Below are 20,036 nucleotides of genomic sequence, written 5' to 3'. Positions count from 1 at the left end.
ATGGGAGACAACAACCGATGTCAGCCTCGGAAGATCAAGATCGTCCCACGGTTCTGCTCACAGGCGGGAGCGGCTATGTTGGGGGGCGGCTCATTCCCTTACTCGAACAGCAGTCAATCAAGCTTCGGTGCATGACACGCAGTCCTGAGAAACTGAAGCCCCACGTGGGGAAATCCACCGAGGTCGTCGCGGGGGATGTGACCGACCCCGTTTCGCTGGCCCGAACCCTCCAAGGGGTTAACACCGCCTACTACCTCGTTCACTCGATGTCTGACTCGAAGGATTTTGAGCAGGACGACCGCACCGCCGCGACCAACTTCGCCCGAGCCGCCAAGAACGCCGGGGTTCAGCGCATCATTTACCTGGGCGGTCTGGGGGATGACTCGCTGCCTGATCTTTCACCCCACCTGAGAAGTCGCCACGAGGTCGGCAAAATCCTTCGGGAATCGGGGGTCGAGACGATCGAGTTCCGGGCCTCGGTCGTGCTGGGAGCCGGGAGCTTGTCCTTCGACCTGATGAAGTCGCTGACCGACCGGCTGCCCGTGATGATCTGTCCGCAGTGGCTCTTCACTCCCACCCAGCCGATTGCCGTCGATGACGTGCTGGGCTATCTGCTCGAAGCGAAAGACCTGCCTCCCGGTGAGAGCCGAATCTTTGAGATCGGCGGCAAGGATGTCGTGACCTATGGCGACCTCATCAAAGAGTACGCGGCGCTCCGAGGACTTCGGCGGTTGCTGATCGCGGTTCCCGTTTTGACCCCGTACCTCTCGGGCCTCTGGCTGGCGCTGGTCACGCCGGCGAGCTTCGTTGTGGGACGACACCTGATCGAAGGACTCCGCAATCCGACCGTGGTCCGTGACCCGACGGCCCTCAAGGTCTTTTCCGTCAGGCCACTGGGGACGCGTGATGCCCTTCGGAAGGCACTCGACACCCTTTCTGTCTCGGATCGCCATTGATTGCGCTGGCTGCGAGAGCGTGCTCCCAAGAACGCTTTGTTGAACAGATTATCTTAGTCGACCGTCAAGGCAAGGCATTGAAGTCAATTGAGATAATGGCTTTGATGAGTTTGTGGATTTAAGAGTTGGTTTTTTGTGAATCGATTGCCTTGCGCCTGATCCTGGGAAATTGCAAGGTGCCCCGTCCATTCACGCCAGACCATCACCGAGGCGAACGCTGGGGGCAGCGGTCTTCTGCGGCCTGACGGCTCGCCAGGCCGACCCCGGTCGTCGGTAGGCTCATGAGATCGCCGCGAGGCGCAAGCGTGCGCGGGCGGCGACTTGGGTCAAAAAAATCGGCCTTTCCGCTTGCCTACAATCTGCTTGCTAAGGGCATCCACCTGAATCTTGGTGGATGAATGATCATTGATTGGGGGCTTGTGATGGAATGGACCAATGGCGCAAGGTGCCAGGGCGTGCTCCGGGGCAGCGGGAGCGGGACACCCGTATGAACGACAGCCAGATTGCGTCGCTGCCGGTCTCCTTGGCGAAGAGGCAAACCGGTTGCAGGGCAGACGAAGTCATTGTGATTGGGGCCGGCCCGGGGGGCCTGGCGGTGGCCATGCTTTTGGCCGGCGCGGGGGTTCCGGTCCGTGTGTTCGAGCGGCACGATCGGGTAGGCGGGCGGACCAGCGCGATTGAGACCGCGGGGTTTCGATTCGACCTTGGGCCGACCTTTTTCCTCTACCCCCAGCCTTTGCGAGCGATCTTCGCCGCGGTGGGTCGGGACCTTGACCATGAGACGAAGCTGGTCAAGCTCGACCCGCAGTACCGCCTCCTCTTTGGGTCCGGGGGGGAGATCTCCGCGTCGCCCAATATCGAGTCGCTGCAACGCGAGGTGGCCCGGTTCAGCCCGCCGGATGCCGAGGCGATCCCCCGCTTCATGGCCGAAAACCGAACCAAACTGGCCCTGTTCAAGCCGTGTCTGGAATCTCCCTTTTCGAGTTGGCGCGATGTTGTCACTCCACGGATGCTGCGGCTTTTGCCTGCGTTGCGCCCCTGGAACTCGCTGGACGCCGAGCTCGGACGTTACTTTCGTGATCCCCGCGTTCGCCTCGCTTTTGCATTTCAGTCGAAATATCTGGGGATGTCGCCTTATAAATGTCCGAGCCTGTTCTCGATCCTCTCGTTCCTCGAATATGAGCATGGCGTCTTTCACCCGATCGGTGGGTGCTCGGCGATTTCCGAAGCGATGGAGCGGGTGCTGGGTGACCTCGGCGTACCGATTCATTTGAACGAGCCGATCGAGTCGATCCAGTTCGATGGCCAACGTGCTACCGGGGTCGTCACCCGATCTGGCCACTACTCTGCGCGGGCCGTGGTTGTGAATGCGGATTTCGCCGGGGCGATGGCGAGCCTCGTCCCCGACCGGCTCCGCCGCCGTTGGACTGATAAGAAACTGGCGAAAAAGCAATATTCCTGCTCGACCTTCATGCTTTATCTCGGCGTCGAGGGACGCGACGAACTGCCGCATCACAATATTTATCTCTCGACCGACTACGCAGGAAATATTGACGATATCGAGCGTAAGCATGTTCTGTCGGACGATCCGTCGATCTACGTTCAGAATGCCTGTGTCACCGATCCTGGTTTAGCGCCTGAGGGTTGTTCCACAATTTATGTTCTGGCTCCAGTAACGCATCAACATCCCAACGTCAACTGGCAGACGGCGACGCAGCCGTTTCGGGAGAAAGTCCTCGGGCAGCTCAGCAAACTCGGGTTCGCGGACGTCGAAACGCGGATCAAGGTTGAACGGGTCATCACCCCGGACGACTGGGCTCGGCACGGTCCCATTTACCGAGGTGCAACCTTCAACCTTTCTCACAACCTGGGGCAGATGCTCCACCTCCGGCCGCGGAACCGGTTCGAGGATCTCGAATCGGTCTACCTGGTCGGGGGCGGAACCCACCCCGGCAGCGGTTTGCCGGTGATTTTTGAATCGGCACGAATCACGAGCCGGCTCCTACTGGAAGACCTGGGCCGATCGCCGAGCCTTGTGGGTCTGGATACGCTGGCCGTGCCAGCCGAAGCGAGAGGGTAAGGAATCTCCTCCAATGGCATCCCATGATTCTCCGAGGCGAGTGGCGGTGGTGGGCGCAGGGCTAGGGGGGCTGGCGGCGGCCTGTACCCTGGCGGCCCGAGGACACGCCGTCACGATCTTTGACCGCAACGAGTGGGCCGGCGGCAAGGCCGACGTCCTTGAGGAGCAAGGTTTCAGGTTCGATATGGGGCCGACCATCTTGACGCTCCCGGTCGTCCTGAGACGCATCTTCGAGGAGGCCGGGCGAGACTTCGATCAGGCGGTCCGGCTCGTCCGGCTCGATCCCGAATGGCGCTGCTTTTTCGAGGACGGCTCGACCCTCGACCTCTGTGACGATGCCGAGCGAATGGCCGAGACGCTCGACCGGTATGCGCCGGGGAGCAAGAGCGGGCGGCGGTACCAAGAGTTTCTTGAAGTCTCGCGCAGACTCCATGAAATCTCCGAGCGGTTCTTTTTCTGGCGGCCGATCGGCTCGCTTGGCGACATGTTCCGTCCTGGCGATTCCTTCAACCTTGGGACGCTCCGCGACGTGATGGCTCTGCGGATGGGCAAGACCGTCTCGTCGACGATCCGCGGCTTCGCGCCTGATGCCCGTGTGGCCCAGATGCTCGACCACTTCACCCAGTACGTCGGCTCTTCGCCCGAGCAGTCCCCAGCGGTCCTCTGTGGGATCGCCCACATGCAGACGCGGGACGGCATCTGGTATCCGATGGGGGGGACCGCCGCGATCCCCGCCGCGCTCCGAGGACTGGCCACCGACCTGGGCGTCCGGTTTGAGTTGGGCACGGGCGTTCGCCGGATCGTGACTCGCGACTGCCAGGTCCGTGGGGTCGAGACCGACCAGGGAGCGTCGCACGACTTCGAGGCCGTTGTGTCCAACATGGACTCCGTTCGCACGTTTCGCGAATTGATCGACGGCGCGGCCGCCCGTAAGTTCGAGCGTCGCGGGCCGTTCGAACCGGCCTGTTCCGGGGTGGTCCTCTACCTCGGCCTGTCGAAGGCTTACGATCATTTGCTCCATCATAACTTTGTGTTCTCACGCGATCCTCACCAGGAGTTTGACGCGATCTACCGCAAAGGCGAGCCGGCGCCCGACCCGACCTGCTACGTCTGTGCCCCGTCTCGAACCGATCCGAGTGTCGCGCCCGGGGGAGGGGAGGCGCTTTATATTCTTGTGCACGCGCCGTCGCTCCGGCCCGGCCAGGATTGGTCGGTCATGCTGGAAGACTACAAGCAGGTCATCTATGAGAAGCTTGCCCGGGTTGCCGGCCTGGAGGACCTCCGCGAGCGGATCGTGGTCGAGCGCCACCTGACTCCGCAGGACATTCAGGATCGCTACCACGTGCTCGATGGGGCGATCTACGGCCTGGCCAGCCATGGCCGATTCCTCGGCGCGTTCAAGCCCGGCAATCGGAGCCCGCTCGTCCGTGGTCTTTACCTGGCCGGTGGGGCGGCACACCCCGGCCCCGGGATGCCCATGGTTTTGATGAGCGGCTGGATTGCCGCCGATGCGCTGGACCGGGATGTTCAGGAGGTCGAGGCCCCAACGGGAGCGGGTGCGATTCGATGATCCCAGCGACCTCGCCGTTACTCTGCTCGTTGTTCACGCGGTACGCTCAAAAGTACGTGGCGCGTGGGATTCATGCCGTGCGGGTCTCGCACTCGGGGTTGCCGCCTCAGGTGCCGCCGGGGCGTCCGCTCGTCGTCTACCTGAACCATCCGTCCTGGTGGGACCCGATGATCGGCCTGATTCTGGCCGCCAGGTTCTGGTCGGGTCGTCGCCACTTTGCCCCGATTGACGAGGTGGCCCTTCAGAAGTATCGCTTCCTCGCGAGGCTCGGCTTCTTTGGGATCGCGAAGCAAGGCACGCGGGGGGGAGCGTTGTTCCTGAGAACGAGCGTGGCCATCCTCCAGCAACCGAACACCGCCTTGTGGATCACGGGCGAGGGGGATTTCTGTGACCCGCGAGTGCGTCCGGTGGCGTTGCGACCGGGGCTTGGCCACTTGTCGCGCCGGGTTCCCCAGGCTGTTTTCGTGCCACTGGCGCTCGAGTATCCGTTCTGGCAGGAACGAATCCCCGAAGCACTCTGCCGGTTCGGCACCCCCCTCGAGCCGGGGGCCGAGCGGGCGACTCCATCGGAGTGGACGGCCCGGCTTCAACTCGCGATTCAGGAGACGCAGGATGCCCTGGCCGTCGAGGCTGTTCGCCGCCGACCGGGCGACTTCCAGACGATTCTCGTGGGGAAGGTGGGGGTTGGTTTCTTCTACGATCGCTGGCGAGCCATGAAAGCCACAAGATCCGGCCGGTGCTTTGATGCAGCTCATGGAAGCGAGCCGTGACGGTGCTCCTCCTTTTCTCCGTCATCGGACTTGTCCTGGCCGTTGTTCCGGCGGCGATCTTCGCCTGCAACCTCTCCTTATTCCGCCGACTCCCTCGAGACGAAGCCGCCGGGCTGCCGCTGGAGCCGGTCTCGGTACTGATCCCGGCGCGTAACGAGGAGGCGACGATTGGCCCGGCGCTTCAGACCGTCCTGGCCAATGAGGGAATCGACTTCGAGGTCATCGTCCTGGACGACCACTCGGAAGACGGCACCGCCGCGATCGTCCGCGGTCTGGAGCGGCATGACTCCCGCGTCAGGCTCGCTTTGGCCCCTCCGCTTCCTCTGGGCTGGTGCGGCAAACAGCACGCCTGTCAGGTTCTGGCCGACCTGGCCCGGTACGATCGTCTTCTCTGGATGGACGCCGACGTGCGGCTCAGCCCGGACGCGCTCCGGCGGATGGCGGCCGAGATGGCAAGGCGACCGATCGATCTGCTCAGCGGGTTTCCTCACGAAGAAACGGGGACCGGGATGGAAGCCCTTCAGATCCCGCTGATTCACTTTATCCTACTTGGATATCTCCCCCTGGGAGTGATGCGTAGGACCAACCAGCCGGGCCTGGGAGCGGGCTGCGGCCAACTCTTCATGGCCGGTCGCTCCGCTTATGTCGCGGCCGGCGGTCACGCGGCGATTCGTGCTTCGCTCCACGACGGCCTTAAGTTGCCCCGTTCGTTTCGAACGAAGGGCTGCTCGACCGACCTGTTCGACGCGAGCGACCTGGCCCGCTGCCGGATGTATCGATCCGCGTCGGAGGTCTGGATGGGTCTGCTCAAGAACGCGGGTGAAGGTATGGCCTCTCCCTTGGCGATTGGCCCCTGGACGCTCTTGCTTGTCGGTGGCCAGATTATGCCTCCGGTCCTGGTACTCATCCTTGCCCTGGCGACCACGGTTCGTGATGATCCGGACGTGCGATGGGCCTTGGGAGTGAGTCTGCTCGCGACCGGCCTGAGCCTGACCGTTCGAGCCGTCGCCGCGGTTCGCTTTCGTCAGTCGTGGCCGAGCGTGTTCGCTCATTCGATTGGGATCACCCTCTTTCTCGTCATTCAGTGGCAATCGTTGTTGATGCGCTGGCAGGGGAAGACTCGAACCTGGAAAGGACGTCTCTACGGGCCGACGGCTGAAATTAACTGTCCTACATCGAGCGGCCGGACAGGATAGGATGCATGCCTTCGTCGCGAAGGGGCCGGGATCCGCCCCTTGGTTTCCACCCTCGCGTCCCAAAGGACCATGACCATGAAAATCCTGCCCGTCATTGGACTGATTGGCCTCCTGACCGCGACGGCCCAAGGGGCCGGACCCAAGCCGTTTCCCGGTGAGTCGAGCCGTTGGGAGGGGTTTGTCCGCCACGACTTCCAGGTCGACGGGGCGAAGGTCATTGTGGTGGAACCGAACGAGCCGAAGCCAGGCCGCCCTTGGGCCTGGCGCGGTGAGTTCTTCGGAGCCTTCCCCAACGCCGACATCGAACTGGTGAAGCAGGGCTGGCACCTGGCCTACATGGCGGTCCCCAACTTGTTTGGTGCCCCCAAGGCGGTTGCCCGTTGGGAAAAGTTCTACGACCTGCTGGTGAATGACCATCAGTTGCACCCCAAGCCCGCCTTGATCGGACTGAGCCGAGGCGCTCTCTACAGCATGGCATGGGCGAGCACCCACCCCGAGAAGACGCTGCTCGTCTACATCGATAATGGTGTCTGCGACTTCAAGAGCTGGCCCGGAGGCAAGTTGAAAGGGCTGGGAGAAGGCGATGGCTCGGCACCCGAGTGGGCGAACTTGCTCAAAGCGTATGACTTCAAGGATGACCGCGAGGCGATCGCCTCGACACTCAACCCGGTCGATCGCCTGGCCCCGCTCGCCCGGGCCAAGGTCCCGATCTTGCTGGTCTACGCCGATCGTGATCCGGTCGTTCCTCACCGAGAAAACGGCGAGTTGCTCTACGACCGCTACAAGGCCCTCGGCGGCCCGGTGGAGCGGATCATCAAGCCGGGCCTGGGCCACCACCCGCACGGACTGACCGACCCACGCCCGATCGTCGATTTCTTCGAGCGGACGTGGCAGGCCGAGACCTCAATCCCGACTCGTTGAAACGTCGAACCGGAAGGGGACTCGTCACTCGTTTCCCCGTTTCGGATGCCGCTGGAAAAAGTCCCAGATCAGGTCGGAGGCCGAGATGTCCTTCGTGCTCTTGCCGAGCCCGGGCAAGAGCATGGTGGGCGCTCGCCCCGGCCAGGTGTGACCACCCCCCTCGATCACGTAGAGGATGACCTCCGAACTCGCTTTTCCCGGCCCGTAGGTCATCATCGAGACGGAGGTGCCGTCGTCGGCCTGGTCCGGGAGCTTGGCAATGAGCGGGGTGCTCGGGCAGCCGTTGGCGATCGCCCAGGACTGGATCGAGGCCTCGACCGACTTGAAGAAGAGATCCTTGGGCGTTCGTTCGTCGGGGCCGCTGAAGAGCACGAGCGGGTCCTGGGTGCCGTGAAAGTGCATCACCGGGACAGGGCGGCGGGGGTGGCAACTCTCGGTCGCCATGGTGCCCGCGACCGGGGCGATGGCGGCGATCCGATCGGAGAGCTCCGAGGCCAGGCGATAGCACATCATTGCCCCGTTGGACATGCCGGTGGCATAGACCCGGTTCGGGTCCACGTTGACCACCGTGGCGAGGTCGTCGAGCAACTTCGCCACGAAGCCGACGTCGTCCGAAGGCTGGGCCCGAACGCCTCCCGCATCCCAGAACAAGAAGAGGTTGGAACGCCCGGTTCCGTTGGGATAGACGGCCACAAAGCCCGCCTGATCCGCCTTCTCGCTCAGTCCGGAGTACCGGGCCATCATCGGTCCGTTCATCACCGCCGAGTGAAATGCCAGCACCACCGGGGCTTGTCGAGTCGGCTCGTGCGCGGGGGGAATGTGAACGAGGTAAGACCGGGTCTGTGCGCCGATCGTCAGCGTCCGCACGTGATTGCCCGGCGCGAGTGGCACAAAAGCGAGGGTAGGCAAGGCAGCCAGGATGAGTGTGCTGAAGTTCATGGAGGCCCCGCGTAGAACGACTCTTCGAGAGAACAGGTCGGCGACTCTCTTATTGTAGGGTACGAATCGGGCGGTTTTGCAGGGGCAGTGTTACCGCGGCCTGGTATAAGCATAGGCCCAGAGGATGAGCAACCCTTGCAAGGGCAAGCGGAGCAGGTGGACGAGCGGGGGAAGTGGGAACGACTGCTGGTGCTGGTAGATGTAGATGTTCGCCGGGAAAACAGCGATCAGCAAGGCGATCAGCCCCCAGGCGGCGAACCTTGATGACTCTGGGATCAGGAGCAGAAGACCGAGAGCGATCTCCGCAACGCCGCTCAAGAGGACGAGCGGACGATGAAGCGGGAGGTAGGGGGGCATCATCTTGACGTAGAAGTCGGTCGCGATGAAATGGCCGATACCTCCGGCGATAAAAAGGACGGCGAAGAGGACTTTACCGACGAGTGTCCAGGCCTTCATCGAATTTCCCTCATTCGCCGTGGTCTGGCCGTTGCTGCATTCCTTGAAGATGCCGATGCCAAGTATGTTCCCTCGATCGACTCGAGGGGCGTCGCTCAACGCGGCCCGCTGGCGAGGGCGTTCTTGTAGACGTCGATATAGCGATCGATGTTGCGTTCCATGCCGAAGTACTCTTCGGCGACGGGCCGTGTGGCCGCGCTCAGGCTGGAAGCGAGGGCCGGGTCGGTGAGGACTTTGATGATCCCGTCGGCCAGCGGCTCGGGGGCCACCGAGGTCAAATGGCCGGCGCCCGTTTCGCCGAGGATCTTCGTGTAGTCGCCGAAGTCGGTCGCCACGATCGGGCGGCCCGAAGCGAGGTAGACGGCGATCTTGCTCTGCACCGAGTAGTTCTCGCGGCAGGCGAGGCGGGGGTGAACCAGGACGTCGGCCCGACGGGTCAGGGCGACGACTTGCTCGGGAGTCGTGCCGGTCAGGACGATCAGCTTGTCGCCGTGGCGGCCAAGCTGGGCCTTGTACTCGTCGCCGGCGGAGGCCGGTCCGCCCACGAGGACGCAACGTGCTTCGGGCAGGGCGTCGAAAACGCGGGGGAGGGACTCGATCAGGACCGGCACCCCTTGATTGGGATGAACGATGCTGCCGACGTACATGACCACCTTGTGCTCGGGGCCCACGCCCGGGATCGCGGCGGGCTCGCTCGACCGCTCGTATTCACCGAGGTCGATCCCTGGATAGATCACCGAAACGCGATCGGCGGGGACCCCTTTTTCCTCAATGACGACCTTTTTGACCGGCTCGCCCAGGGCGATCACCGCCGCCGCGTGCTGACAGACTCGCCGCTCGATCGCCACGTAGAACCGGAACGAGAGTCCCCGTCCCAGGCGTTGACGCTCGAACTCATCGCCGAGGAGGGAGTGAATTTCATAGACCAATGGCCAGTTGTAGCGTCGGCAGGCGAAGTAGGCCCGCGTGGCTCCGCCGTAGTGTTGGGCGTGGACCAGGTCGAACGGATGCTCACGCGCGATCCGACGCAGGCCGCTGACCCAGGTGCGCGGGGGAAGCGTGTAGGAGGGGGTGCCCTCGAATTCCCCTCGCGTCATCTTCCCCAAGGGGGGGCGTGCTTTCAGGTGGGCCAGGACGACGTCCACGCCTCGGGTTTTCAGGGCCCGGAGGATTTTGATCGGAAGCATCGCCGTGCCGTCGTATTCACCGGGGACCGGGAACGACGTGGCCATCAAGATTCGCATCGAAGAAGGCTCCGTCCGCGTTCGAGAATATCCAAAGAAAACCAAAAAAAAGGGTGCCGAATGTCCCTGTTGAGGAACTCGAAAACGAGCTAAGCAGCCGCCCGCGAGGCGCCGGACACACGGCTTTCGACCGGGCGAAAGTGACGGGTCAAGCGGTCTTGGCCTGCCGGCGATTTCTGACGTTTCTCGCCGGCTTTATTTTTCCCCTACTTCTGCTGGGGATAGACCACGCGAACCGGCTCTTTGCGATGGCGCTGGTTGCGGGTCAATGCACCGCCGAGGCGGCGGTCGAGGCCCTCAATGGCGGCATCGAGGACGCTCCGAGCCGTGTCGAGGTGCCGCGGCCGGAGCGCGTACGGATCGCGCGGCAGGCCGGTCAGAGGATAGAGGAGGCTGTCCGGGGAGACGGGCAGCCCTGACGGGGTCAGGTGCGGTTCGAGAGGCTCGTAGGCGGCGTCGCTGCGGGGCGAGCGGTAGTAGGCTTTCCGCTGAGTTGCGGGACCGGGGTAGAGCCACGAGGTCCGCAATGCGAGCATCTCGGCAAACTGTGGCCAGGGGGCCGACTCGGGGGCAAACGCTCCGGTCGCTCCCTCGGCGACGATCGCAGGCAGCAGGCGCCAGACGTCGGCCAGGGGAGCAGGGCGGCTCGGGTCGGCGATCAGGGCCGTCAGCTCGGGGCGTCCGAGCTCGACCGCCGCCTGGTGGACCAGGGCCTCGGCGCTGGCGATATAGAGGAGCAATGCCCCACGCGCCAGCCGGCTCGCCTCGCTCTCCGACCGAACGAGCCGAAGATGGCTCTGCGTGTGGAAGTGCAGGGCGTCTTGGTAGAGGCAATGAAACGGGCTGATCACCGTCTCGATGACCCAGCCCGACGCTTCGGGGCGCCCTCGCGATCCGTTCGGTGGGCCTTCGCGCTCGGCCACGGCCCGGTCGGGGCCGGAGCGGCGAGGTGGCTCAGACCCGGGATTTTCATCCCGCATGGCGATTCCCGTTTCCTCTGACTCAGATCAAAAAGTGCGCGATCTGCCCATCGTTGGTCGCCCGTCACGCCCCTTTGTTGTCGTGGAGAGAGCCCACGCGGCACGCGTATGGAGACCTCGTTATCCGTAGGACACGCCTCGGATCAAGACTTCGAGACCGCGCATTTGTTCCCCAGGTTGTCTCGAACCTTTCCCGAGACATTTCCAAAGCGTACCACATTCTCCTCTCAAGGCACAATCGCCGTAAGTCGTCCGTATTGCCCAATTTTCAGGCGTTCACCTTCGTGGGGAGTGCCGTTGTGAGGGGCTGCCACCTGTTGATCAGCGGTGAGCTGCCGCTGCGACTCGCTCCCCCACGAGCTCGCGCGGGTGAGGTTGCACCGCGCGGCCTGGCAGCGATGTGAACACGACGCAAATCGTGTCGCTCGCCGGGTCGGCCCAGCAGAGCGTGCCCGTGGATCCGGTGTGGCCGAAGGTTTGCCCAGAGCAACCGGGACTGCCGGCCCCTTTGCCAACGCCAAATCCCAACCCTCGCGGTGTGAATCCCGCCGGATTGTGGTTCTTGATCATCAGCCGAGCCGTCTCAGGCTTAACGACTTTGCCGCGGGCCCCCATGAACTCGGCCAGAAACTTGGCAACGTCCGGCGAGGAAGCGTGCGTTCCTCCCCAAGGAGCACCCAGCTTCCGCCAGTAAGGACTGTTCCAATTCCACTGCTTGGCCTGCGAATCGCCGCTCCCCGATTCGGGCGCGGCACCTTCGCTCTGGCATGAGACCATCTTTTCCAGCGGGAACCGTCCGAGCCCTTGGGCCGAGTGCTTCATGTCCAGGGGCTGAAAGACATTCCTGTCGACGAGCGTGAGAATGTCCGACCCGCTGACGAGCTCGCCAATTCGCGTGGCAAGCAAGATCCCCATGCTCGAGTATTGGTAACGGGTGCCGGGAGCGAAATCGAGGGGCGTGCGAATCGCCTGTTCGGCGAACTCCTTGAGAGGTGCATGCTGCTTGCGCAGCTCGTTGTTATTGGCCAACTGATCCGGCAAGCCGGAGACGTGTGTCAGGAGGTGGCGGATCGTCACGTCGTCCCGCCCCTCTCCCCTGAATGCGGGCAAGAACGTCTTCACGCGGTCATCGAGCTGAAACTTCCCTTGATCGAACAGAGTCATGATGGCCGTTACATTAATCGGCTTGGAAATGGAGCCGAGCAAGAACATCGCGTCGTTGGAGGTCGCCTTGCCGAAGTGACGCGTGAACGACTCGTCGCCTTGAACCACGTGCAGCACGGCCGCTTCCAACTGCTTCGCCGCCGTGGCCCGCTCGAGCACTTCGGCCGCGGCATCCCACCGCTCCCCGCGCTGGACTGCAAACAAAGGGGAAGCATTCGCAACGGCTAATGCTGCCCCCAGAAAAGTGCGTCGCCGCATCACATGGTCTCCTCTGCAAGCAGGCGTTGTCAGAGCCAAGAGAACCGACAGCCGTTGTGAGCAGGCTGCCTGGCACAAGGCCCATTCCCGAGAGTCCCAATACTCTATACGAATCCGTCTCTGGAGCGGCAGCCACGAGCGGTTGATTCTGGGCGGACGTTTTGCGGTTCGGCCATTGCCCCTCGGTGATCCCTCTCAAGAGAGTCGGAACTTTCTCATAGTGAGACTCCTGCCAAGTTTTTGTATAACTCGGGTGGGGCGTCTCTCCATTTCCGTCTGAAGCAAAACACTAGCGATATTTGCTCACATTTGGTGAGGAGTTCCGCGTTTACCCTCAGTCGAGCCATACGCGAAGAACGCTCGGGCGTGCTCAAGCACCCGCTGATTGGTCAAAGCGTTCGGTACCGGCTTTCCGTCGTCAGTTGAGGGAACGTGGTCGGCATACTTGACTGTCTGCAAATTATCGAAGTCCTGCTTGGCCTGCTTGAAGATATCTAAGGCTAGGTCAGTGCAGAGAAATGACGTGATTGAATTGGATGTGTCCGGTTTGCCAACGGTGGGCTTAAAGAATGGAGTTTTACCAACTTCTTTGGCAAACCGTTCGTAGGCTGTACCCAACTCTGTGAAAGCGTTGAAGCCTAAAACGTCAGCCGGAATGGGCAAAGGAGCTTTAAAGCTCGACTTCTCGGGGCTTAATTGCCGCAAGATATTGCCAATACTGTTCTGCCCCGGATCGCGATGAAGGTATACGACTTCCTTCACCGATCCTAAGGCCATGATTCCAGAGCATTGTGAGCAAGACTCTAGAGACGTATAGACCGTGACGTCGCTCAGAAGATTGGAATAGGTTGTTGGAGCAGCGGGTGCCATGATACCCTTGGTGGCCCATCCATTGTTGATCTGAGTAAGGCTAAAAATGCGACGAATCAACCGCGATTCGGCATGCTCGACCGAACTGCTGAAGACCTCGTTGTGGTTGAAATCAAAATCGATGACTTCTCCTTCCGCATCCACAGCCAGACAGGCGATATTGTGCCCTAGATAATCGCCACCCTGATACTGCTTGTTTGAGACCTGTTGTTTCGGACGCCAGGGGTACTCGCCATCCTTGCCCCGCTTATTCCCGTTCCAGTAATGGACGACCAAAGACGACAGCAAACCGCAATAAATCAGATGGCGTTCGACCTCAGCTGGAGTAAGTTGCGGCGTGGGAAGAGTGACGAGATCCTTCACCGTCTCGTTCCAGAATTGTTTGAGCCGCCCTTCCTCAGGTTCTGGAGGATGAACAGCTGGTGCGCCCGGGAGTGTAGGTGGCCCAGCCTGTGCCACACCATCAGTCAAGGCTATACCGGCGGTGGTGGCGGCTACAGTTTGCAAAAACTCACGGCGCGATTCCATTGGTCCTCTCCTTACGAGAGTGAAGGGTAATGCGAGTATCTTTCGACCCAAGCGTCAAACATCCTAGGATGGATCATTTTACGAATTCAACGAAAATTTGATGACCGGAATCACTTTTCATTAGGTGGGCATGTGATTAAATGGCCTGGCATCGTGTCGCGAGCGATTACTTCCCGCAAGAATTTGACCAACCCTACAGTTCAGAAAACTTCTTCGCCTTGAAAGGCTGGGCCTGTTGGCGGCGTCGGGTTCATGTGTGTAAGCCGGTCGGTGGTCATTGCGATGCCGGGCTTACATTCCGTGCTAAAGACACGTTGGCGTCAGCAAACACTTTGCATCTTCAGCACGGATCTAGTGGAAGAGAGGTGAAGTGACCAAGGATATTTCTATCAGTCATAAGCGTAGGACTGCCTTCCTTGCTGTACTTTTCGCAGCTTTGTTACATGAAGTCACGCCGCGCAGGGGACGTAGCTCACCGGCTTACGGACGCGTCCTCAAATTCCCCGCCTGGTCGAACAGGTCCGGATTCATCCATCCGAAGAAGTCGTCGTAGTCGTTCTTTTGCTCGGTCCGGACATCCAAGTTCTGGAACGCGGCCAGTCGTTCGTGAAAGGAATCGATGCCCAAAGTCGTCGCGAGGGGGCGAGCCCCCTCGATGTAGGTCCCGAGGGCGGCCTTGATGAGGCGGTTCTCCTCGTCGGGCATTCCGTAGTCATCGGGCAGGACGTATCCCGGCTCGGGCTTGATGAACCCGTAGAAGATCGGATCGCCCATCTTCTCGCGGACGACCGTGTCGAACAGCGACTCGTCGCGCTCGCCGATGGCCTCCAGTCGCATCAAGAGTTCGAGGAGGATCTGATCCAACGGTTTGTCTCCCGTCGCCCCGCTATCGGCGGCCAGACGGGGGCCGGCCCGACCGGGACGATGGCGGTTACCACACTGCCTGACACCCCGAACCGAGCCGTCCCCCGATGACATTCTCGCATCCGACCCTAGCGTCATGCCAGTGGTTTGCTCGACTCGCCGGGCCCCTCGATCGCCGATCCACGCCACGGCTCGCCCTCCTGTTCCTCGGGGCCGGCGGACCGTCACCAGTTGGATCAGGGCAGCCGGGCTGAGCGACCGGTACCGCTCCTGTTACCTCGCCGTCGCGGCCGCCGGCAAGCAGGCTGATCGCATCGCCGCACGCCTCCTGACCGAGGTGGTCCGGCCGCTGCTCAGGGGCGGCACGCGGCTGACCCTCGCGCTGGACGACACCCCGACGAAGCGGTACGGGCCGCAGGTCCAGGGGGCCGGCGTGCATCACAACCCCACCCCCGGCCCGGCCGGATCGGCCTACGTCTACGGCCACGTCTTCGTGGTCCTCGGGCTGCTGGTCACCCGTAACGCGTGGGGCACGATCGCCCTGCCTCTATTGGCTCGGCTCTATGTCCGCAAGAAGGACCTGCCGGCCATCGACCCGAAGGACCGGCCACCGTTCCGCACCAAGCTGGAGCTGGCCGTCGAGTTGCTCCGGTGGGCCAAGCCGTGGCTGTCTACGTTGAAGTTGCCGATCTGGGTCGTGGCCGATGTGGCCTATGCTAAGGCCGCCTTCCTCAAGCCGGCGGCGGCCCTGGGGATGACGGTCGTCAGCCGGCTCCGCAAGGATTCGGCTCTCCGGACGGTGCCCTTGTCGCGACCACCAGGGCGACGTGGGCGGCCCCGCACCTATGGTGAGGGCAGGATCGACCTGGCCAAGCGGGGCGGCCAGCGACGCGGCTGGTCCTCCGAGACGTTCACGCTCTACAGGGTTGCCACGGTCAAACGGTACAAGACGTTCCTGGCGACGTGGCGTCCGGTCGGCGGCCCAATCCGGGTGGTGCTGGTCGATGAGCCGACAGGCTGGCGGGCGTACTTCTGCACCGACACCGAGGCGAGCGTGGCCGACATCCTTGGGGCGGTCGCAGACCGCTTCAGCCTGGAGACCACCTTCCGCGATTGCAAGCAGGTCGTCGGGGCGGGACAGCAGCAGGTGCGATTCTTGTGGGCCAACATCGGAGCGTTCCACCTCTGCCTCTGGACGTTCACGATGACCGAAGCGTGGGCCTGGAAACGTGAGGCGGATGTGTTGGTGGACCGCTCGACCTCTCCTTGGGACAAGTCATCTCGCCGACCGAGCCACGCGGATAAGAGGAGGGCCTGGCGGCGTGAACTTCTGGGGGAGGAGATTCGGGCGGCTCTACGCCCCGGAGTGACCGAGGCGGAAATTCGGACGACAGCCGACAGGCTATTCAGCCTGTCCTCATGACATGCACGATCTCCCGGAAAGTAGAGTTCCTTGGCCAGGCGGTTTTATTTTTCCCAGAACTTCCACCACGGTCGCGGACTCGGCGGTTCGGGGGGAACGATGTCTTTGACCTTCATGACCCGGTCATGGAGCTTGTCCATCTCGTATGTGAGCTTCGAGGCCCGGTCCCTGAGCGAGAGTTCGCCGAACGTATAGAAAGGTCCCAGCCTGCGGTCGCCGATTTCCAGGTAAGTGCCGATTTCGTTCTCGTGCGGGTTCCGCGCCTCCCAGGCGAGCACGGCCCGCTGGTCCCCCTCATCCCCGGTTTCCATCAGGGCGGCCCGGGCGTCGGCGGTTTTCGCCTGGTCGTCTGACGCTTCCAGTGCCGCTAACAATTCCCGCTTGCTCCATGACGCGTTGATCAGGGCCAAAATGGCGGCAACCTGGGTCCGATTCATTGGCACGTCGGCGATTAACCCCTTGCGGATGAGAGGCAGGGCCAGTTCGGGAGCGTGTTCGAGCGAGAGCATGACGGCCTCGCCCACCTCCGTCCCGCCGGCCTTGGCCAGCGAGGCGATCACCTCGGCGGTATGGTGGCCTTGGCGGAGGAGGAACTTGAGCGATGTGATCCAGAGGTGCGGTTGTGGAGGCTGACCATTGGGATCGACGCGGGAATAGAGTTCGTGGACGCGGACGCACCAGCGGGGATTGTCGCGTTGCTCGATGATATCCAACGCCACCGAGATTAACCCACTCGGCGGGCTGCGCAGTGCGTCCTCCAGACATTGGTCGAGATCCGGTGCTTGCAGGTCGGCCAGGGCCTGAAGGGCGTCAGCGCCCCGGTATGGCTCACGCAGCTCCCGATGGAGCCGCTGGAGATGTATCTTGCGACACCGCCCGGCTCGTGGTCCGGTGATTGCGGTCACCTCCGGCCTTCCGGCTGCTGCCTCGTCTGCCGCCAGCCAGTCGCCGATCACGGCGGCAAGCCACACCCTGCGGTCAGCATCGGCCCAGGTGGTGCAGAATGAGTCGATGTCGTCGGCGATCGCCATCACCTCATCTGCGAGGCGATACGGATGATGCTGACTGCCCGGTAGCGGGGTAAGTGCGCCGGCCGCGAGCAGGTCGGTGACAGCGATGGTCACCGTGCGGGCCGAGTGGTACAACTCTCGCAGGCGTTGCTCGGGCGGTTCCGGCCGGCGGAGCGATTCCAGGTAGTTTCTGTAGAAATATGTGTCGAAGTAATCTGCGGAATCATCCCAGAAATCCACGTCGATGGCGTCGCCATCGACCTTATGACTGATACAGCATCCGCGGCCGTGGAAGTAATACTCCCAATCGGGCATGCCCGGCACCGGGCCGCTTTGTGGGACGCCGTCCGGGTGGCCCATCGCGCCCAAAGCGGCCAAGTCAGGCAACTCGCCATGCAGCCGGTTGCGAATGATCTTGGCCACCCAGTGCTGCCGTTCCCGATGGCGGGTGAGACCGATCAGAGCCCACGTGTTCCATGGCGACGGTAGCGCACCGGGCTCAGGTAATCCCTGAGCGAAGCCACCAGGTCGATAGGCTCGGACTCCTTGAACCGGACGAAAGCCGCGAGGAGTGCATCGAGATGAGCGTCCATCAAATCCTCAGTTCCGGCACGCAAACCCCGACGGTGAGATATCCCCACGGAAGCAACCGTGGTGACGCTCACTCACAGCCGGTCGGTCGGGTTGCGTATCTTCTTGTTTTAATGTAGTGCATGGATGAAGTCTCTGCTTTTATCGCCAAGGCAGACCTCGCATATGGCTCCGACTCGCTCGATCAGGTGGGTGGCCGGGGCAGGGGACCGGCCGGGTGGTCTGCGTCGAGGGCGTCGAAGACCAGCCCCACGGCGGTGCGCGTCACCCCCCCCGAAATTTCTGAAGTCCTCGGCACGTTGGTCTGGCCTTCCGCTGTTTGACGTGCGGGAACGCGTCCTGTAAGCTTCGGTCTTGTGGCAGAATGACAGGGATGCTGAGAGCTGGGCCCGCACGGTTGCGGCTGGAATGACGAACGAAGCTGATGGATACCCGCAGCGCAATCGTATGTCGTATCGACCGGGTCGTACTCATTTGGCTGTCGATCCGGGAACGTCTGTTCAATCTGAACTACTCCAAGGTCGATGGTGAGTCGCACTATGAAACCGATCCCACGCAGGAGCTTTCTGGGTAGCTCAATGGCGGCCGGTCTGGCGCTGGGAGCACCGCGTCTGATGATGGGCGCTGAGCCCCGGTCGGTCGGCCCCAATGAAGCGGTTCGCGTGGCGGTCATCGGGTTGGGGGCGACCAACGCGGTCGGTGGCGTGGGCGGGCGGGGTCACCAGCTCATCGGCCGGCTCCGGGAGATCTCCGGCGCCAGGATTGTCGCGCTCTGCGACGTGGACCAGGCGCACCTCGACCGCGAAGTCAAGGCGGCCAGCGACCACGAGGGAAAGGTCGCCGCTCATACGGACCTGCGCAGGGTCTTCGACGACAAGAACATCGACGCGGTGGTGATTGCCCTACCCAACCACTGGCATGCCCTTGCGACGATCTGGGCCTGTCAGGCTGGCAAGGACGTCTATGTCGAGAAGCCGTTCTCGTACGACCTCTGGGAAGGACGGCAGATGGTGGCGGCGGCCCGCAAGCATGGCCGGATGGTCCAGGTTGGCACCCAGAACCGTTCGAGCACGCTCCTCCGCCGGGTGTTCGACCGCCTGAAGGGGGGCGAGCTCGGGGCCATGCGTTATGCCCACGCGCTGGTGTATCGGGCGCGCAATGGCATCGGGTCGGTCGACGCCCCCACGTCGCCGCCGAGCACGGTGGATTACGACCTCTGGTGCGGCCCGGCCTCAAACAAGCCGCTGATGCGCAAGCAGTTGCACTACGATTGGCACTGGGTCTGGGACACGGGCAACGGCGAGATCGGGAATAACGGGATCCACGTCATCGATATCTGCCGATGGGCCCTGGGCCAGAACCAGACCCCTCCGCGCGCCATGAGCATCGGCGGCCGGTTCGGATTCAATGACTCCGGCGAGACAGCCAACACGCAGGTCGCACTGCTGGATTACCGACCGGCCCCGCTCATCTGTGAGATCCGCAACGTGAGCGTCGCCAAGGGCGCGGACCCGATGGGAAGGTTCCGAGGCCAGAACAAGGGGGTTGTGATCGACTGCGAAGAGGGATACTTCGCGGGCGATGCATCCGGCGGGGCAATCTTCGATCGCCAGGGCAAGAAGATCGAGGACATCGCGGATGGAGACAGTCCCAAGGCGATGGAAATCGCCCACCTCTCCGGCTTCGTCGCCGCCGTTCGCAGCCGGCAGACCAGTGACCTGGCGGCCGAGGCACTCCAGGGGCACCTCTCTGCGGCCTGCTGCCACATGGCGAACGTTTCTCATCGGCTCGGGAAACAGGCATCGCCCGAGGCGATCCGAGCCACGATCACCGGCGACGGAGAGTTGGCCGACGCATTCGACCGCTGCAGCGAGGCTCTGCGCAAGAATGGCGTGGAGCTCGACGCCACCCCGGCCACGCTCGGCCCCTGGGTGACGCTCGACGCGAAGCAGGGCCGCTTCGTCGGTGACTTCGCGGACGCCGCCAATGAGCTCTCCCGGCGCGAGTACCGCAAGCCCTTCGTGGTCCCCGAGATCACCGGGGGATGAACCGTTCCTGAACTCGCATGGGTTGCGGCCTCGGCAGCAGGAATTCAAGCCCGTTCGCTGTCAGCATGCCGAGGCTGCCGCCGTGCCAGAACGGCGGCCCCCAGTGGATCCAGTCCCAAGGGGCGCAGTTCAAACGTTCCTCTTGCTCAGGGTGGATCCTTCTGCAGG

Annotated in this window: 16 protein-coding genes and 1 pseudogene; 8 read left to right on the top strand and 9 right to left on the bottom strand. The window is 62.7% G+C overall.

Features of this window, described 5'->3' with window-relative positions; translation table 11 throughout:
* Positions 1 to 17: 17 nt before the first annotated feature.
* The 6 genes from V5E97_RS25545 (at position 18) to V5E97_RS25520 (ending at position 7,493) form a co-directional block, all read left to right on the top strand.
* Positions 18 to 956, top strand: a complete 939-nt coding sequence (locus V5E97_RS25545; RefSeq protein WP_406694413.1) for an NAD(P)H-binding protein — start codon at positions 18 to 20, stop codon at positions 954 to 956.
* A gap of 601 nt (positions 957 to 1,557) precedes the next feature.
* The gene (crtI, locus tag V5E97_RS25540; RefSeq protein WP_406701214.1) at positions 1,558 to 3,036 is read left to right on the top strand and encodes a phytoene desaturase family protein; all 1,479 of its coding nucleotides are present in this window, start codon (positions 1,558 to 1,560) and stop codon (positions 3,034 to 3,036) included.
* Between the two features lie 13 nt (positions 3,037 to 3,049).
* The gene (locus V5E97_RS25535; protein ID WP_406694412.1) at positions 3,050 to 4,606 is read left to right on the top strand and encodes a phytoene desaturase family protein; all 1,557 of its coding nucleotides are present in this window, start codon (positions 3,050 to 3,052) and stop codon (positions 4,604 to 4,606) included.
* Positions 4,603 to 5,376, top strand: a complete 774-nt coding sequence (locus tag V5E97_RS25530) for a lysophospholipid acyltransferase family protein (protein ID WP_406694411.1) — start codon at positions 4,603 to 4,605, stop codon at positions 5,374 to 5,376. The genes V5E97_RS25535 and V5E97_RS25530 overlap by 4 nt, the downstream gene beginning before the upstream one ends.
* A complete protein-coding gene (locus tag V5E97_RS25525) occupies positions 5,373 to 6,572 on the top strand; it encodes a glycosyltransferase family 2 protein (RefSeq protein ID WP_406694410.1) in 1,200 nt (399 codons plus the stop codon). The genes V5E97_RS25530 and V5E97_RS25525 overlap by 4 nt, the downstream gene beginning before the upstream one ends.
* 75 nt (positions 6,573 to 6,647) lie before the next feature.
* Positions 6,648 to 7,493 (top strand): alpha/beta hydrolase family protein, encoded by an 846-nt coding sequence (locus tag V5E97_RS25520; RefSeq protein WP_406694409.1) that lies wholly within the window; start codon positions 6,648 to 6,650, stop codon positions 7,491 to 7,493.
* A 24-nt stretch (positions 7,494 to 7,517) separates the two neighbouring features.
* Here V5E97_RS25520 and V5E97_RS25515 read toward each other — a convergent pair whose 3' ends face one another.
* The 7 genes from V5E97_RS25515 to V5E97_RS25485 all read right to left on the bottom strand — a co-directional run bounded on the left by V5E97_RS25515 (position 7,518) and on the right by V5E97_RS25485 (position 14,796).
* Positions 7,518 to 8,432 carry an extracellular catalytic domain type 1 short-chain-length polyhydroxyalkanoate depolymerase gene (locus tag V5E97_RS25515; protein WP_406694408.1) on the bottom strand — a complete coding sequence of 305 codons (915 nt, stop codon included), beginning with the start codon at positions 8,430 to 8,432 and terminating at the stop codon, positions 7,518 to 7,520.
* Positions 8,433 to 8,522: 90 nt separating this feature from the next.
* Entirely contained in the window at positions 8,523 to 8,888 is a 366-nt protein-coding gene (locus V5E97_RS25510; protein ID WP_406694407.1) for a DoxX family protein, read from the bottom strand.
* 95 nt (positions 8,889 to 8,983) lie between these two features.
* The gene (locus V5E97_RS25505; RefSeq protein ID WP_406694406.1) at positions 8,984 to 10,132 is read right to left on the bottom strand and encodes a glycosyltransferase family 4 protein; all 1,149 of its coding nucleotides are present in this window, start codon (positions 10,130 to 10,132) and stop codon (positions 8,984 to 8,986) included.
* Between the two features lie 206 nt (positions 10,133 to 10,338).
* Complete coding sequence (locus tag V5E97_RS25500; protein WP_406694405.1) at positions 10,339 to 11,112, bottom strand: hypothetical protein; 774 nt, start codon at positions 11,110 to 11,112, stop codon at positions 10,339 to 10,341.
* Positions 11,113 to 11,433: 321 nt separating this feature from the next.
* Positions 11,434 to 12,534 (bottom strand): serine hydrolase domain-containing protein, encoded by a 1,101-nt coding sequence (locus V5E97_RS25495; protein ID WP_406694404.1) that lies wholly within the window; start codon positions 12,532 to 12,534, stop codon positions 11,434 to 11,436.
* 303 nt (positions 12,535 to 12,837) lie between these two features.
* Complete coding sequence (locus V5E97_RS25490; protein WP_406694403.1) at positions 12,838 to 13,932, bottom strand: cytidine/deoxycytidylate deaminase family protein; 1,095 nt, start codon at positions 13,930 to 13,932, stop codon at positions 12,838 to 12,840.
* Between the two features lie 480 nt (positions 13,933 to 14,412).
* Positions 14,413 to 14,796, bottom strand: coding sequence for a hypothetical protein (locus tag V5E97_RS25485; RefSeq protein ID WP_406694402.1), 384 nt, complete (start codon positions 14,794 to 14,796; stop codon positions 14,413 to 14,415).
* A 107-nt stretch (positions 14,797 to 14,903) separates the two neighbouring features.
* Here V5E97_RS25485 and V5E97_RS25480 point away from each other — a divergent pair.
* A pseudogene (locus V5E97_RS25480) lies at positions 14,904 to 16,219 on the top strand (IS701 family transposase).
* A 44-nt stretch (positions 16,220 to 16,263) separates the two neighbouring features.
* On the opposite strand, the gene V5E97_RS25475 reads toward V5E97_RS25480, so the two are convergent.
* Positions 16,264 to 17,652 carry a DUF6896 domain-containing protein gene (locus V5E97_RS25475; RefSeq protein WP_406694400.1) on the bottom strand — a complete coding sequence of 463 codons (1,389 nt, stop codon included), beginning with the start codon at positions 17,650 to 17,652 and terminating at the stop codon, positions 16,264 to 16,266.
* A gap of 35 nt (positions 17,653 to 17,687) precedes the next feature.
* Positions 17,688 to 17,822, bottom strand: coding sequence for a hypothetical protein (locus V5E97_RS25470; protein WP_406694399.1), 135 nt, complete (start codon positions 17,820 to 17,822; stop codon positions 17,688 to 17,690).
* 537 nt (positions 17,823 to 18,359) lie between these two features.
* Between V5E97_RS25470 and V5E97_RS25465 the strand changes: the two genes are divergently transcribed.
* Positions 18,360 to 19,868, top strand: coding sequence for a Gfo/Idh/MocA family protein (locus V5E97_RS25465; protein WP_406694398.1), 1,509 nt, complete (start codon positions 18,360 to 18,362; stop codon positions 19,866 to 19,868).
* Positions 19,869 to 20,036: the final 168 nt, after the last annotated feature.

The organism is Singulisphaera photorubra (genome assembly GCF_045290345.1).
Classification (GTDB): domain Bacteria; phylum Planctomycetota; class Planctomycetia; order Isosphaerales; family Isosphaeraceae; genus Singulisphaera.
Note: the sequence above shows the minus strand (reverse complement) of the source record. Positions and strands in the feature narration are given on the sequence as shown.